Below are 16,137 nucleotides of genomic sequence, written 5' to 3'. Positions count from 1 at the left end.
GCGCCAGCTATGCCGACCGGGGTCTACCCCCGTTTAGGGTGTGAACATCAGGCGCATTGCCGCGCTTCGTCTTGCCGCGGCGTTCGCTCATCTTGCACAGGAGGAAAATTGAGAATCAGACGATTCGCAGCAGCAGCTGCCACGGTCGCCGTCGGTGCTCTCGTCCTCTCGGGCTGCGCTGCACCGCAGTCAGAGATCGTCGAGGGGTCATCACTGTCGGTCGCGTGGAACCAGCCGTTCTACTCATACAACAACCTGACCTCGTTCGGTAATGCGACGGCCAACGCCAACATCACGTACTCGACGAACTCGGCGTTCAACTTCTACGACGACACCCCGGAGCTCATCCAGGACACGTCGTTCGGAACGTACGAGAAGGTTTCAGACGACCCGCTGGTCGTCAAGTACACGATCGCTGACGGCGTCAAGTGGTCCGACGGCACCGCCGTCGACGCCGCAGACCTCCTGCTCAATTGGGTCTCGCTGTCGGGCGCTGAGAACACGCCTGATTTCGATTCCACCGAGTTCACCGACCCTGATACCGGTGAATTCACCCCGGACTTCCCGACCGACGTCGTCTTCTTCGACTCCGGCGCTGACCCGACAACCGGTCCCGGCCTCGTGAGCGAGCTGCCCGAGGTCAGTGACGACAAGAAGTCGGTCACGATGACCTGGGATGCTCCGTTCGTCGACTGGGAGCTCTCCTTCACCAGCGCCGGGCTTCCCGCTCATGTCGTGGCTCAGCAGGCTCTCGGAATCGAAGACCCGCAGGAGGCGAAGGACGCCCTCGTCACGGCCATCACCGACAACGACGCAGAGTCGCTGGCGAAGATCGCCAGCTTCTGGAACACGGGATTCAACTTCACCGAGATGCCCACCGACACCAGTCTCGTCGTCAGCAACGGGCCGTACACGATCACGAACTTCGTGGCCGACCAGTACATCACCCTGACCGCGAATGAGAACTACGTGGGCGACCACAAGCCCGAGGTTGCCGAGATCACCGTGAGGTTCATCACGGATCCGCTCGCGGCAGTCCAGGCGCTCCAGAACGGTGAGGTCCAGGTCATCTCGCCCCAGGCGACGGCTGACGTGTCGGATGCGCTTGCTGCACTTGATGTGACCGTGATCGGTGGCTACGAGGGTACCTACGAGCACATCGACCTCCAGTTCGACCAGTCGAAGAGCGGGCACTTCAACAACCCCCTCATCCGCGAGGCGTTCATGAAGGTCATCCCGCGCCAGGAAATCGTCGACAAGCTCATCGTGCCGATCCAGGCCGACGCTGTCACTCGCGACTCGCAGGTCTTCCTGCCGGGTGCAGAGGGATACGACGAATCAGTCGCAGCGAACGGCTCCGCAGACTACGCGGAGGTCGACATCGCGGGCGCCACGGCGCTTCTCGCCGAAGCCGGCGTGACCAACCCCGAGGTCTGCATGCTCTTCTCGTCGACGAACCCTCGCCGTGCGAACGAGTTCCTGCTGATCCAGCAGTCTGCTGCTCAGGCTGGCTTCAACGTCACAGACTGCTCCAGCCCCGACTGGGGAGGCCTGCTGGGCACCCCTGGTGCTTACGACGCATCGCTGTTCGGATGGCAGTCGACGAGCCTTGGTGTGACCAACGGCCCGCCCCCCACCTTCAACTCGAAGGGCATCAACAACCTCAACTTCTACAGCAACCCCGAAATGGACAAGCTGACAGACGAGTTGGGCAAGGAATTCGACCTGGACGCTCAGATCGAGATCCAGAAGGAGATCGACAAGCTGCTGTGGGAAGACTTCTACGGCGTCACGATCTTCCAGTTCCCGGCGGTGACCGCGTTCGACCAGACGAAGATCGCGAACATCGCTCCGTCGACGCTCTCGCCGACGATCTTCTGGAACATTTGGGAATGGAGCCCGGTCAGCGAATAATCGAGAAGATTCGATTACTCACTACCGCTAGCTAATTCTGGGCGCTGGGACCGCGAGGTCCCAGCGCCCGCCATTCTGGAAGATGCAGTAAGGCAGGTCACGCTCGTGGCAACATTCATCGTCAGACGCCTCATCGCGTCGATTTTCATTCTTCTCGCAGCCACGTACCTCATGTACATCCTGACGGCGTTGTCAGGCGATCCCCTCGAGGATCTGCGAGTCAGCACCGCGCCGAACAAAGCGCAACTCATCGAGGCCAGAACAGAGCTGCTCAACCTCGATGTTCCGCCATTCCTCCGGTACTTCATCTGGCTCGCGGGAGTCGGAAAGTGCTTCATCGGCCAGTGCGACCTCGGTGTCACAGTGCAGAACCAGCCGGTGACGGTGCTCCTCGCGCAGGCAGCCGGCTCGACGCTGCAACTCGTGACGATCGCGAGCATCGTCGCGATCATCCTGGGCATCACGGTCGGCATCACGACCGCGCTTCGCCAGTACAGCGGATACGACTACGGCGTGACCTTCATCTCGTTCCTGTTCTTCTCACTGCCGATCTTCTGGGTCGCCGTGCTCCTGAAGCAGTACATCGCCATCGGGTTCAACGATTTCCTCGCTGATCCGAAGATCGAATACTGGATCATCCCGATCATCGCGGTGATCTCCGGGCTGATCTGGATGTCGATCATTCCGCGGAAGGGGCTGCAGAAGCTGCTGACCTTCGGTATCGCCGCGGTCGCGACCGCGGGCATCCTGTTCTACATGGACGTGACGGACTGGTTCTCGACACCCCACATCGGATTCGTCGGCATCATCATCTCGTCGGTCGGAATCGCCTTCGGCGTGACTCTGATCTCTACGGGCCTGAAACGCAGGAGGGCGCTGTACGCCTCCCTGACTGTCGCCGCCGTGGGTATCGCGATCTACTTCCCGTTCCTCTATGGATTCTCGTTCGGCCTCGAACTCTGGGGGCTCGTGCTCATCGCGCTGCTCACCATCGGGGTCAGTTTTGGAATCGGCTGGCTGTTCGGGGGCACGGACCGACTGCCGGTCGCGCGCACTGCCGCAATCACCGGATTCCTCGTGGCCGGGCTCATCGCTCTGGACCGGTTCATGTTCGTCTGGAACCAGTACGCGAACTCGGACAGGATCAAGGGGCGCCCGATCGCGACGGTCGGATCATCCACCCCCGGGCTCGAAGGGTCGCTCTGGGTCCAGGGCGTCGACCTGTTCACCCACCTGCTGCTGCCCACCATCGCCCTGATCCTGATCTCCTTTGCGAGCTACACGCGATACTCGCGAGCGAGTCTTCTCGAAGTGATGAACCAGGACTACATCCGCACGGCCAGGGCGAAAGGGCTCACCGAGCGCACCGTCGTGGTCCGCCACGCCTTCCGTAACGCGCTCATCCCGATCGCCACGATCGTCGCATTCGACATCGGAGGCATCATCGGCGGAGCAGTGATCACAGAGAGAGTGTTCGGCTTCGTCGGAATGGGGCAACTGTTCCAGAACGGCCTCGACAAGGTCGATCCGAACCCCGTGATGGCCTTCTTCCTCGTGACCGGCGGGCTCGCGATCCTGTTCAACCTGCTCGCAGACCTCGTGTATGCGGGGCTCGACCCACGAATCCGGGTGTCCTGATGACGAACCTCGAACCTCCGGTGCAGCGGCCCGGCCATAACACGCCCGGCGTGACCGACGACGAATCCTCCATCGAGCTGAAAGACATCGCAGGGCTCAGCCAGGGCCAGATCGTCCGCAAGCGGTTCTTCCGTCATCGCGGAGCCCTCGTCGCCATGGTCGTCCTGTTGTTCATCATCCTGTTGGCCTTCACCTCGGTCGGTCCGCAGTTCGGCGACTTTAAGCCGGGTGGATGGTGGCAGTACACCTGGAACATCGCTGTCACGGTCGAGAACGGCGGCCGGCCCACCTTCTCCCTCTTCCCGTTCACGTTCGGGAACCACCCGTTCGGCCAGGACGAGGTGGGCCGCGACATCTTCGCCGTCGTCATGCGAGGCACCCAACAGTCGCTCATGATCATGGTGATCGTCGGCGGCATCGCCACCATCATCGGCACCGTCGTCGGAGCCGTCTCCGGCTTCTACCGCGGCGCGACCGACGCGGTGCTGATGCGCTTCACCGACATCATCATCACCATCCCCGTGATCGTGATCGGTGCCGTTCTCGGTCGCCGCTTCGGCATCGCGGGGGCGCCCGTCCTGGCGCTGATCCTCGGCCTCGTGCTCTGGACGGGGCTTGCGCGACTGGTGCGCGGCGAGTTCCTGTCCCTGCGTGAGCGTGAGTTCGTGGATGCTGCCCGCGTGGCTGGAGCTCGCGATGCGCGCATCATCTTCCGCCACATCCTGCCCAATGCCATCGGCGTCATCATCGTAAACTCGACGCTGCTGATGGCGGCGGCGATCCTGATCGAAACCGGACTCAGCTTTCTCGGCTACGGCGTGCAGGCGCCCGACACCTCGCTCGGCAAGATCATCAGCGAGAACCAGGCCGCCTTCTCGACGCGACCGTGGCTGTTCTGGTGGCCCGGCCTCTTCATCATCGCCATCGCGCTGTGCATCAACTTCATCGGCGACGGACTCCGCGACGCCTTCGACCCGCGCCAGCGTCGCATGCCCACCGACAGGGCGCTCGCGAAGGCGAAGCGCGTCGGTCCCGGTGGCGGAAAGCCTGACGTCGTTCCGGCTGCTGCCGGCGACCTCGACCGCGCCGCGACTATCGTGTCGTCTCGAGGCGCGGGGATGCAGGGAGACGGCGGAGTGGGCCCCGTCCGCGGCTATGACGCCGATAAACCCGACACCAACGACCGACCCAGACTGGGCGATAACTGATGCGCGCTCTAGAGCACGATGCCCAGGATCGTCGCGATCGTCAGCGTGCCCAGCGCGATGATCGTCGGCCAGTGGATGTCGCGGCGAAGGCTGCCGGCTTCGACGCCGGCGTCGAGCAGGCCGTCGTCACGCAGCTCCTCCCAGTGTCGGCGGATGACAAAAGCCGCGGCACCGCTTCCCGTGGAGAGAAGGTCGCCGGGCCGCACCGCTCCCATCCCGTTGGACGCGAGCCGCGCATCCGAACTCGCGGCATTATGCGAGGCGTAGCGGTTCGGCGCGGGGCTGGCCCAGACCGAGATCGTCCCGCCGGTCGTGTAGAGCGTGAGAGCGTATTTCGTGTCGATGCGCTGGATCGCCGGCCACGGCACCGTGATGGTGCTGAAAACGTTGCGCACGGTGATGGCGTGCTCTTCTACCCGCAGGCTGGGGCTCCAGAACAGCGCGAACACGACGGCCACCAGCAGGAGCATGCCCCATCCGTAACGCACGAGGCCAGCGGGATCGCCCCCGATGATGAAGCCAGCGATGCCGGACACAGCGATGATCGCCACAACGACACCCAACACTCGACCGAAGACGGGGCGGAAGGTGGTCGGGGCGAATCGCATGCTCCCAGCTTCGCAGATCCCACGTCGACACCAGCAGGGAAGGTCAGCTGATGGCCACGATGACTCCATCCACCGGCACCGCCGAAACAGTGCTCGAGGTCAGCGGCCTCGGCGTCGACTTCTGGGTCGACGGCACGTTCTATCCCGCCGCCATCGACCTCGACTACTCGGTCAAGCGGGGTGAGGTGCTCGCCATCGTCGGCGAGTCGGGTTCGGGCAAGAGCTCCAGCTCGATGGCGCTTCTCGGACTTCTCCCGGCCAACGCGAAAGTGTCGGGGTCGATCAAGCTCCTCGGCAGGGAATTGCAGGGCATCCCCGAGCGCGAGCTCCGGCAGGTGCGAGGCAACCAGGTCGCCGTGATCTTCCAGGAGCCGATGACGGCGCTGAACCCGGTCTACACGATCGGTTTTCAGATCATGGAGGCCCTGCGCTCCCACTTCGACCTGACTCCTACCGAGGCGAAGGAACGGGCGATCGACCTTCTCACCAAGGTCGAGATGCCGGATCCGCCGACCTCCTTCAATAAGTACCCCCACCAGTTGTCCGGTGGCCAGCGCCAGCGAGCCATGATCGCCCAGTCGATCTCGTGCGATCCCGTGCTGCTGATCGCCGACGAGCCGACCACCGCGCTCGACGTGACAGTGCAGGCCGAGATCCTCGATCTGCTGCGCAGCCTGCGCACGCGACTCGACAGTGCGATCATCCTGATCACTCACGACATGGGCGTCGTGGCCGACCTCGCCGACCACATCATGGTCATGAAGGATGGGCTCGCCGTCGAGACCGGCACCGTCATCGACGTGTTCACCCGGCCGACCGCCGAGTACACCAAATCGCTGCTCGCGGCCGTGCCCCATCTGGGCGCGGCAACAGTCGAGACCTCCCTGCGCGTCACCGAGGCCCGCACCGATACCCGCGCGGCCGTGCTGAAATTCGAGAACGTCTCCATCGAATACCCCAAGCGCGGCCGGGTTCCGGCATTCCGGGCCGCCGAGAACATCAACCTCGAAGTCTTCCCGGGCGAAATCGTCGGGCTCGTGGGGGAGTCAGGGTCGGGCAAGACAACCCTCGGGCGCGCATCGGTCGGGCTGCTTCCCATCGCGGAGGGAACGCTGACGGTCGTCGGTTATGACATCTCCAACGCGAACCAGAAAGACTTGCGTCCGCTTCGCCAGAAGACGGGAATCGTCTTCCAGGACCCGGGATCGAGCCTCAATCCCCGGATGCCCATCGGCCAGTCGATCGGTGAGCCGCTGTTGCTCGCGGGCGAGGCCAAAGGCAAAGACCTCGACCGCCGGGTGCAGGAGCTGCTGACCTCCGTCGAACTCCCCACCAGCTACCGCAACCGCTACCCGCACGAGTTGAGCGGCGGCCAGCGCCAGCGCGTGGGCATCGCCAGGGCGCTCGCGCTGACCCCGAAACTGCTCGTCGCCGACGAACCGACGAGCGCGCTCGACGTCTCTGTGCAGGCTCGCTTCCTGGACCTGCTGCAGGAGCTCCAGCAACAACTCCAGTTCGCCTGCCTCTTCGTCAGCCACGACCTCGCTGTGGTGGATATCCTCGCGCACAGGATTGCGGTCATGCATCGCGGTAGACTAGTGGAGCAGGGAACTCGAGATGAGATCCTGCGACACCCCAAAGACCCCTACACACAGCGACTCATCGCTGCCGTGCCGTTGCCGGATCCGCTCGCTCAGCGTGAGCGGCGTGAGACCCGCGCAGCCTCCAAGGCCACAGAAGGCCAGAACTAAGAAGGAACACGTTTATGGCAATCGCCACACGCTCAGACCTGCGCAACGTGGCGATTGTCGCCCACGTCGACCACGGAAAGACCACCCTCGTCGACGCGATGCTGAGGCAGACCAACTCGTTCGCCGCGCACGCCCACCTCGAAGAGCGCGCGATGGACTCCAACGACCTCGAACGCGAAAAGGGCATCACGATCCTCGCCAAGAACACGGCGATCTCGTACAACGGCATCCATGCTGCTGCCAACGGCGACGGCGGACCGATCATCATCAACGTGATCGACACCCCGGGCCACGCCGACTTCGGTGGAGAGGTTGAGCGCGGCCTGTCCATGGTCGACGGCGTCGTGCTGCTCGTCGACGCCAGCGAGGGACCGCTGCCGCAGACGCGCTTCGTGCTGCGGAAGGCCCTCGAGGCCAAGCTTCCGGTCATCCTGCTCGTCAACAAAACCGACCGCCCCGATGCGCGCATCGACGAGGTCGTCACCGAGAGCCAGGACCTGCTCCTCGGTCTCGCGAGCGACATGCACGACGACTTCCCCGACCTCGACCTGGATGCCGTACTCGACGTTCCCGTCGTCTACGCTTCCGGCCGCAACGGTGCAGCAAGCTGGAACCGCCCCGAGAACGGCACACTGCCGGACAACGACGATCTCGAACCGCTGTTCGATGCCATCATCAAGCACATTCCGGCTCCGACCTACGACGACGAGCACCCCCTCCAGGCTCACGTCACCAACCTCGACGCTTCGCCGTTCCTCGGCCGGCTCGCCCTGCTGCGTGTCTTCAACGGCACCATCAAGAAGGGCCAGACCGTCGCCTGGGTCAAGCACGATGGCAGCGTTCACAACGTGCGCGTCACCGAGCTGCTCATCACGAAGGCACTCGACCGCTTCCCGACGGAGTCCGCTGGCCCCGGTGACATCGTCGCCGTCGCGGGCTTCGAAGACATCACCATCGGTGAGACCCTCGCCGATCCGGATGACGTGCGCCCGTTGCCGACCATCACGGTCGACGACCCCGCCATCTCGATGACCATCGGAACCAACACGTCCCCGATCATCGGCAAGGTCAAGGGCCATAAGCTCACCGCTCGCATGGTCAAGGACCGCCTCGACCGCGAACTCGTCGGTAACGTCTCCATCAAGCTCGTCGATATCGGTCGCCCCGATGCCTGGGAGATCCAGGGCCGTGGAGAGCTAGCGCTCGCCATCCTGGTGGAGCAGATGCGTCGCGAAGGCTACGAGCTGACCGTCGGCAAGCCGCAGGTCGTCACGAAGCACATCGACGGAAAGCTCAACGAGCCCTTCGAGCACCTCACCATCGACTCGCCGGAAGAGCACCTCGGCGCGATCACGCAGCTGCTCGCGTCCCGCAAGGGCCGCATGGAGACCATGCAGAACCACGGCACAGGCTGGGTTCGCATGGAGTTCATCGTTCCGTCGCGCGGCCTCATCGGATTCCGCACGGAGTTCCTGACGATCACCCGCGGTACCGGTATCGCGAACGCGATCTCGCACGGCTACGAGCCGTGGGCCGGCGCCATCGAGACCCGCACCAACGGCTCGATCGTCGCAGACCGTTCAGGTGTCGCCACTCCGTTCGCCATGACGGCACTGCAGGAGCGCATGTCGTTCTTCGTGGAGCCGACCCAGGAGGTCTACGAGGGAATGGTCGTCGGCGAGAACTCGCGCGCAGACGACATGGACGTGAACATCACCAAGGAGAAGCAGCTCACCAACATGCGCCAGTCGACGTCTGACACGTTCGAGCGCATGACCCCGTCGCGCAAGCTCACGCTCGAGGAATGCCTCGAGTTCGCCCGTGAAGACGAGTGCGTCGAGGTTACCCCCGAGGTGATCCGTATCCGCAAGGTCGAGCTCGACTCGAACGCTCGCGCTCGTGCGTACTCGCAGCGCAAGAAGCAGAACGCGTAACAACCTTTCATCGAAAGCTCGCCCAGCGCAGCCGCGCCGGGCGAGCTTTCGTGGTTTCCCGGCAAAACCGAGCATTCCCGTGGAGCCTCGAGCGCGCTACGATGTGCCCGTGAAGCTCTCCAGCGTGCGCGCACCCCTTGCCGTCATCGTCGTGCTCGCGCTGGCCCCTGTGCTCGCGGGCTGCTCCCTCAATCCCGTCGAATCGATCATCGAACAGGCAACGGGCGGTGACGTCGACCTCGGCGGGGCATCCATGCCGAAGGACTTCCCGAGCGACGTGCCCGTCGTCGACGGCGAGATCCAGTTCGGCGCAGGCTTCAAGACCGGTGACGACCAGGTCTGGAACGTCACGATCAAGGCCACCGATCCCGCCATCTTCGACACAGTCGCGGCCCAGCTGACCGACGCCGGGTTCACCTCGAGCGAGGTCGCCGGTGGCACCACCGAGACCGGATCCCTCGGCACCTTCACGAACGACAAGTACACGATCGCCGTGGTCGTGACCACGGAAGGCGGCGTCACCGTCAACTACACGGTCACCACGATCGCCGTCGCCCCGTAGCTCGCCCTGCGGGCCGCACCGCAGCAGCTCGTCTCTCGCAGCTGTCGCCCGTGTTCATAACTCCTGCGATTCGCGGCGCCCGTCGCGTCATAGCCCCAAGGCGGTGCGGATCTGCTGCGTTGCTCGACACACTTTGCAGGAGTTATGAACACGGGGCGGCGGCAGGGCGCGGCGGCGGGTGCAGCGGAAGGGTGCAGCGGAAGGGTGCGGCGGAAGGGTGCGGCGGCGGGGCGGCGGCAGTGCGCGGTGTCAGCCGAAGAGGCTGGCGCCGACGTAGCTTCCGGATGCCGCGCCCGGCGGTATCGCGAAGACGCCAGAGCTGACGTGCTTGATGTACTCGTTGAGCGCATCACGGCTCAGGCTCGACTGGACGTCGATGAACTGCTGCGGCGAGCGCTGGAACGAGATGAAGAAGAGTCCGGCATCCAGCCGCCCCAGCTCGTCATTGCCGTCGACGAAGTTGTAGCCGCGCCGGAGCAGTTGCGAGCCCTTCGTCATCGAGGAGTGCGCGAGCCTGACGTGCGCGTTCGACGCGATGAGCGGCTGGTCAGTGGCGCCGGTGGCCTCGAGGTCGATCGGCGAGAACTCGGTTCCGCCGGAGAGCGGGGCGCCCTGGCCCTTGCTGCGGCCGATGACCTGCTCCTGCTCGCCGAGCATGACCCGGTCCCAGGCCTCGATGATCATGCGGACCTTTCGGGTGACGAGGTAGCTGCCGCCGGCGAGCCAGGCCGCATCGTCGTTGCCGACCCAGACCTGGTCATTGACCGTCGACGGGTCTTCGGCCTTGATGTTGGCGGTTCCGTCCTTGAACCCGAAGAGGTTGCGCGGCGTCACCTGCGACGTGGAGGTTGACGACGTGCGGCCGAAGCCCAGTTGCGACCAGCGGATGGAGGCGCGACCGAACGCGATGCGCGTGAGGTTCCGGATGGCGTGCACCGCCACCTGCGGGTCGTCGGCGCAGGCCTGGATGCAGAGGTCGCCGCCGCCGTTTTCGGGCTTGAGCGCGTCCCCGGTAAATCGGGGGAGGTTAGTCAGGAGCGCTGGCTTCCTGCTGGCGATTCCGAAACGGTCGACGCCGTCGTCGGTGACGAAGAGGGTGGGGCCGAATCCGAACGTGATCGTCAGTCCACTGGCCGGCAGGTCGAGCGCTTCGCCGGTGTCGTCCGGCGGCGCCAACGGTGAGCCATTCACGGCACCGGATGCCGAGACATCCTGCCCCTGGGTCATGCGGGACGCCGCGAACGACCAGTCTTTCAACAACGCGACGAGGTCGCCCCGTGACGTGCCCGCTGAGAGGTCGAATGCCGCAAAATGGAGCCTGTCCTGGGCGGGAGTCGTGATGCCGGCCTGGTGCTCACCGAAGAACGGATACGTGGTCGAGACCCCGGCGGTGTTGGTCGCGCCCGCGCCGGTCACCACGGCGCCGACGGATGCCCCGCCGACAGCCACCCCGGCGACACCGGCTCCCGCCAGCCCGAAAAGCCCGCGGCGAGAGATCCCGGGGTGCGCGGACTCCGGCGATGCCGATGGGGTGATCTTCTTGCTCATGGGATTCTCGGAGTACGGAAGTCAGCCGGCGATGCCGAGCACGGTGTGGGTGAGCCTGGACAGCGGTTCGGCCAGCGCGTTGACTTGGTCGGAGATGGCTTTGCGCTCAGCATCCGACACGGTGTCGTAGCTCGTGAATCCGGATTCGATGCTGCCGTAAGTGCCGAGCAGCGCCTTCAGTGCGGTGAATTCGGTCTCGATGTCCTCGGCCAGCTCGGCACCCTCGGCGCTACTGGCGCTCGCAATGCCCTTGACCGTCACGAAGGCCACCTCCGCTCCCTCGACGTTTCCGTACACGTCGAAGAGGTCGGTATGCGACCACCAGTCCTCCTCGCCGGAGATCTTGCCGACCGCGACCTCGTCGAGCAGCGCGATGGCACCGTTGCTGATGTCCGCCAGGCTCACCGAGAAGTCATCGGCGTTGACGAGGTCTGACAACTCGCGCACGTTCTTGACGAGTCCGTCGGCGAACTGCTGGCGTTCATCCGGTGTGGATGGTGCCCAGTCGATGAGGGCGGACTGGCCATCGGAGTTGAGGTCTGACTCGCCCGGTGCCCACAGGTCTTTCTCCATGCGGTGGAAGCCGGTCCAGTCGATGCCCTCGGCGACGGCATCCACTTCGCGGTAATCGATTTGTGGATCGAGGTCACCGAAGGCCTCAGCCGTCGGCTCGATGCGCTCGTAGGAGAGGCGGGCCGTCGCGAAGAGGGACCTGGCGGTCTCGTCGTCGCCGGCGGCGTACGCATCAGCGAAAGCGGTGACTCGGGGCGTGAGTTCGGCGACCTGCTGCTGGATGTACGCGATGTAGTTCGTGACGGCCTGCTCCGACTGCGCCTGTTCGGCCTCGGTGCCGAGCGCTGCCTCCCCGGTCACGGTGAATTCGGCCAGCCCGATGGGGGAACCCACCTTCTCGAACCTGCACGCGGTGAAGTAGGTGCCGGGGTCGAGCTGGGCGACGAGGGAGACGGTCTGGCCGGGGGTGATGTTTTCCTTCTCCCCGACGATGCGCAGCTTGTCTTCGGCGTAGATGTAGAACTCGTTGACTCCGGTGCCCGCGTTGGTGATCGAGAACGGCACGGCTCCGGCAGCCGCGGTGGCTCCGGAGACGACGCACGTGTCGTCGGTGACATCCACCGTGAGGGCCGTCGCGGATGCCGCATTATTGGGCACGCAACCGGCCAGGGCCAGCACGAGGGCGGTGGCTCCGGCGGCGCCGATGAGTAGTCGTTGGGGCATGGCTGCGCTCCTGGGTCTGGGGTGTTCGAACACGGAAAGGGAGAGGGTCGTCAGGCGCGGCTGGGCGCGGGGACGACAGTGGTTTGGGGGCTGGGGCCAGTTGCGGCTGGGCCAGCGGCGGCTGCGCCGGCGGCGGCTGCGCCGGCGGCGACGGGGGCCGGTGTCGCTCGACCACCGCCGACCCTGCGCAGGAACAGCGGGGTGACCACGCCGACATAGGCGAGCCAGACCACGAGTCGCGCCCAGGTGGGTTCTGGCGTGAAATTGAAGAGGCCGCCGAGCACCGTGCCGTACCAGCTGGTCGGCGGGATGACCGTGGCGAGGCTGAACGCGATCTGGTTGTTGCCGGGGATCACACCGGCCTCCTGCAGGTCACCGACGCCGTAGGCGAGCACCCCGGCGGCCACGACGATCAGGAACAGGCCGGTCCAGGTGAAGAAGCGGGAGAGGTTGATGCGGACGAGCCCGCGGAAGATCAGGTAGGCGATGACGACAGACACGAGGATGCCGACGATCGCCGCCGTCGTGCCGAGCGCTGCGTTCGAGCCCGAGTTCACGCTGGCCCAGATGAACAGCGCCGTCTCGACGCCTTCGCGGGCGACGCTGACGAAGCCGACCACGACGATGCCGAGCCCAGCGCCCATGACGGCCGCGTCGAGCTTCGACTGCAGCTCGCCCTTGAGGTTGCGGGCGTGCGTGCCCATCCAGAAGATCATCCAGGTGACCAGGGCGACGGCGAGAATCGACAGGCTGCCCCCGAGGATCTCCTGCCCCTGGAAGCTCAGCCCATACGGCCCCCAGGTCAGGATCGCGCCGGTCAGCAGTGAGATCGCGATGGCGGCTCCGATGCCCATCCACAGTCGCGGCAGCACGTCGCGGCGACTGATCTTGTTGAGATAGGCGACGAGGATGCCGACGATGAGACCGGCCTCGAGGCCTTCGCGAAGGCCGATGAGGAAGTTGGAGAGCACAGGAAGCTTTCGATTCGAGAGTGTTGGTAAGGCTTACCTAACCAATGAGACGATACCCGCCTGTGCGTATCCTGTCTAGTCGGATGAATGAGCCTGTCTGGTTCGAGGAAAAAGGGGGACGCATGACTGAGCGTGTGCTGTTCGTGCATGCCCACCCGGATGACGAGACGATCGCTACGGGGGCCGCGATCGCCACTCTCATCGAGCGGGGAGCCATCGTGACGGTGCTCACCTGTACGCGCGGGGAACTGGGCGAGGTCATCCCGGCGGAACTTCGGCACCTCTCCGGAGTCGGGCTGGCATCGGAGCGTGAGCGCGAGCTCCGGGAGGCACTGGCCGCCCTCGGCGTCACCGATCACCTGTTCCTGGGGCTCGATGGCGCGCGGTGGGAGGGGCGGCCTCCTCGTCGCTACCTCGACTCCGGCATGCAGTGGGGGCCGAACGGCGCGCAAGCGCTCCAGCCGATGCATCCGGAATCCCTGTCCGCGGCCGAGTTGGGCGATGTCGCCGCAGACATCGCGACCGTGATCATCGACCGGGAGCCCGACGTCGTGGTGAGTTATGCCGCTGACGGCGGCTACGGGCATCCTGACCATGTGCGGGCCCACGATGCGACCCGTGCCGCCGCGGAAGTCGTGCGCGTGCCGTTCTATGTGGTCGACAGCCCGGGTTCGAAACCGGGACCGTTCCGGGTGGATGCCGAGCCCGTGCTCGAGCGGAAGCGCGCAGCTCTCGCGGCCCACCGCACCCAGGTCACGCTCGACGGCGATACGTTCTCACTCTCGTCCGGCGCCGCCCGCCCGATCGCGCAGGCGGAGACGTACACGAGGGTGCACCCCGCGGGAGTCTCAGGATTCCACGACCAGAGTCTCGTGAGCCGTGTGGCTGCGCTCGTGGTGGCGACGCTGCTCGGTGCTTTCGCCGGGGTGACGCTGACCGCGGCTCACCAGGCGACGATCGCCGTGGGCCCGCTGACCGTTCCGTGGGGTGTCGTCACGGCCGTCATCGTGACCGCCGCGATCCTCGTCGGGCTCCGCGTCGTGTTCGAGACCCGCATCGTCGCTGGGTGCGCCGCTATCGGCCTGCTCGGGGCCTCGGCGCTTCTCGCGATCCAGACTTCCGGCGGCAGCGTTCTCGTGCCTGCCAACCCGGCGGGATACACCTGGACGTACGCTCCGGTGATCATCGCCGCGATCGTGCTGGCGTGGCCGCGGTTCACGCGACCGGTTCCCAGCCTGAGACCCGGTAATATTGGATCCTCTGCTTCGAAAGGTTCCGATCTCCTGTGACGTACGTCATCGCCCAGCCCTGCGTCGATCTCAAGGACCGCGCCTGCATCGACGAGTGCCCGGTCGACTGCATCTACGAAGGTGACCGGATGCTGTACATCCATCCGGACGAATGCGTCGACTGCGGCGCCTGCGAACCGGTCTGCCCGGTCGAGGCGATCTACTACGAAGACGACCTCCCCGATAAGTGGGCTGCGTACTACAAGGCCAACGTCGAATTCTTCGACGACGTCGGCTCGCCCGGCGGAGCAGCCAAGGTCGGCGTCATCCACAAAGATCACGAACTCATCTCAGCACTGCCCGAAGGCGGCGGCTCGTCAGAATGAGCCTCGCGCTCCCCGACTTCCCCTGGGATTCCCTCGCGCCATACATCGAGCGTGCGAAAGCGCACCCGGGCGGAATGGTCGACCTGTCGATCGGTTCCCCGGTGGATGCCACGCCCGCTGTGGTTCGGGACGCCCTCGCGGCAGCGACCGACGCGCACGCCTACCCGCAGACGATGGGAACGCCCGCGCTTCGTGAAGCGATCGTGGAGTGGTTCGAGCGCCGCAGGGGAGTGAGCGGCCTGAGCGTCGACAACGTGCTGCCGACAATCGGCTCCAAGGAGCTGATCGCGCTCATGCCGATGCTGCTCGGGCTCGGCAAAGGCGACGTCGTCGTGCAGCCAGCGATCGCCTATCCCACGTACGCCATCGGAGCCGCTGTCGTCGGAGCGACGGTCGTGGCGTCGGACGACCCCGCGGAATGGCCGGAGAACACGAAGCTCATCTGGGTGAACAGCCCGGGCAACCCCGACGGCCGGGTGCTGTCGGTCGATGAGTTGCGCGCGGCCGTCAGCCGGGCGCGCGAACTGGGTGCGGTGATCGCCGGCGACGAGTGTTACGCCGAGCTGAGCTGGGAGACCGACTCGAGCACGCCATCCATCCTCGACCCACGGGTGATCGGTGACGATCGCTCCAACGTGCTCGCCGTCTACTCCCTGAGCAAGCAGTCCAACCTCGCCGGCTACCGCGCTGCTTTTGCCGCCGGTTGCAGCAGGATCATCGGGGAACTGCTCGCCGTGCGCAAACATCTCGGACTGATCCCGCCTGCGCCGGTGCAGCAGGCCATGATCGCCGCCCTCGCAGACGAGGAGCACGTGGCAGCGCAACGGGAGCTGTACCGGGCCCGCCGCGCGCGACTCCGTCCGGCTGTCGAGGCCGCCGGCTGGACGGTCGACCACAGCGAGGGCGGGCTGTACCTCTGGGTGACGAAGGGACAGGATTCCTGGGCATCCGTCGCCGAATTCGCCGAGCTAGGCATTCTGGTCGCCCCGGGTTCCTTCTACAACGAGGCTCCGGCGAAGCACGTGCGCATTGCCCTGACGGCAACGGATGCGGACATCGATACCGCCGTCGCGCGACTCGCTCTGTAGAACTTCTCTAAGCCACAGCGGCATCCTTTGGCCATGTGACAGTGGTCGGGGCTGCACCCTAAGC

The 16,137-nt window shown here is 65.2% G+C and carries 13 protein-coding genes; 9 read left to right on the top strand and 4 right to left on the bottom strand.

What is annotated here, in order from left to right; all coding sequences use genetic code 11:
* Positions 1–108 precede the first annotated feature (108 nt).
* The 3 genes from IWX81_RS05920 to IWX81_RS05910 all read left to right on the top strand — a co-directional run bounded on the left by IWX81_RS05920 (position 109) and on the right by IWX81_RS05910 (position 4,760).
* A complete protein-coding gene (locus IWX81_RS05920; protein ID WP_334593222.1) occupies positions 109–1,914 on the top strand; it encodes an ABC transporter family substrate-binding protein in 1,806 nt (601 codons plus the stop codon).
* 105 nt (positions 1,915–2,019) lie between these two features.
* Positions 2,020–3,552 (top strand): ABC transporter permease, encoded by a 1,533-nt coding sequence (locus IWX81_RS05915; RefSeq protein WP_199280268.1) that lies wholly within the window; start codon positions 2,020–2,022, stop codon positions 3,550–3,552.
* On the top strand, positions 3,552–4,760 hold the full coding sequence (locus tag IWX81_RS05910; protein WP_199280267.1) for an ABC transporter permease: 1,209 nt from the start codon (positions 3,552–3,554) through the stop codon (positions 4,758–4,760). Before IWX81_RS05915 ends, IWX81_RS05910 begins: the two co-directional genes overlap by 1 nt.
* Positions 4,761–4,768: 8 nt before the next feature.
* Here IWX81_RS05910 and IWX81_RS05905 read toward each other — a convergent pair whose 3' ends face one another.
* A complete protein-coding gene (locus IWX81_RS05905) occupies positions 4,769–5,368 on the bottom strand; it encodes a PH domain-containing protein (RefSeq protein ID WP_199280266.1) in 600 nt (199 codons plus the stop codon).
* 50 nt (positions 5,369–5,418) lie between these two features.
* Between IWX81_RS05905 and IWX81_RS05900 the strand changes: the two genes are divergently transcribed.
* From IWX81_RS05900 to IWX81_RS05890, 3 genes are all read left to right on the top strand, one after another.
* Positions 5,419–7,119, top strand: a complete 1,701-nt coding sequence (locus IWX81_RS05900; protein WP_442977620.1) for a dipeptide ABC transporter ATP-binding protein — start codon at positions 5,419–5,421, stop codon at positions 7,117–7,119.
* Between the two features lie 14 nt (positions 7,120–7,133).
* Positions 7,134–9,053 (top strand): translational GTPase TypA, encoded by a 1,920-nt coding sequence (typA, locus tag IWX81_RS05895; RefSeq protein WP_199280265.1) that lies wholly within the window; start codon positions 7,134–7,136, stop codon positions 9,051–9,053.
* A gap of 109 nt (positions 9,054–9,162) precedes the next feature.
* Positions 9,163–9,615, top strand: a complete 453-nt coding sequence (locus IWX81_RS05890; protein WP_199280264.1) for a hypothetical protein — start codon at positions 9,163–9,165, stop codon at positions 9,613–9,615.
* A gap of 249 nt (positions 9,616–9,864) precedes the next feature.
* On the opposite strand, the gene efeB is transcribed toward IWX81_RS05890, so the two are convergent.
* From efeB to efeU, 3 genes are read right to left on the bottom strand one after another with little or no spacing between them, the layout of a single operon-like run.
* Positions 9,865–11,163, bottom strand: a complete 1,299-nt coding sequence (efeB, locus tag IWX81_RS05885) for an iron uptake transporter deferrochelatase/peroxidase subunit (protein WP_199280263.1) — start codon at positions 11,161–11,163, stop codon at positions 9,865–9,867.
* 21 nt (positions 11,164–11,184) lie between these two features.
* Positions 11,185–12,399 carry an iron uptake system protein EfeO gene (gene efeO, locus IWX81_RS05880; RefSeq protein WP_199280262.1) on the bottom strand — a complete coding sequence of 405 codons (1,215 nt, stop codon included), beginning with the start codon at positions 12,397–12,399 and terminating at the stop codon, positions 11,185–11,187.
* Positions 12,400–12,449: 50 nt separating this feature from the next.
* Entirely contained in the window at positions 12,450–13,370 is a 921-nt protein-coding gene (gene efeU, locus IWX81_RS05875; protein WP_199280261.1) for an iron uptake transporter permease EfeU, read from the bottom strand.
* 122 nt (positions 13,371–13,492) lie between these two features.
* Here efeU and IWX81_RS05870 point away from each other — a divergent pair, with 122 nt between their 5' ends.
* The 3 genes from IWX81_RS05870 to dapC are packed head-to-tail and all read left to right on the top strand — an operon-like array spanning position 13,493 to position 16,073.
* The gene (locus tag IWX81_RS05870) at positions 13,493–14,659 is read left to right on the top strand and encodes a PIG-L family deacetylase (protein ID WP_199280260.1); all 1,167 of its coding nucleotides are present in this window, start codon (positions 13,493–13,495) and stop codon (positions 14,657–14,659) included.
* A complete protein-coding gene (fdxA, locus tag IWX81_RS05865) occupies positions 14,656–14,985 on the top strand; it encodes a ferredoxin (RefSeq protein WP_199280259.1) in 330 nt (109 codons plus the stop codon). Before IWX81_RS05870 ends, fdxA begins: the two co-directional genes overlap by 4 nt.
* Positions 14,982–16,073: a succinyldiaminopimelate transaminase gene (dapC, locus tag IWX81_RS05860; RefSeq protein WP_199280258.1), complete on the top strand. Its 1,092-nt coding sequence runs from the start codon at positions 14,982–14,984 to the stop codon at positions 16,071–16,073. Before fdxA ends, dapC begins: the two co-directional genes overlap by 4 nt.
* Positions 16,074–16,137 lie beyond the last annotated feature (64 nt).

This window comes from Salinibacterium sp. CAN_S4, assembly GCF_015752305.1.
Lineage (GTDB): Bacteria > Actinomycetota > Actinomycetes > Actinomycetales > Microbacteriaceae > Rhodoglobus.
Note: the sequence above shows the minus strand (reverse complement) of the source record. Positions and strands in the feature narration are given on the sequence as shown.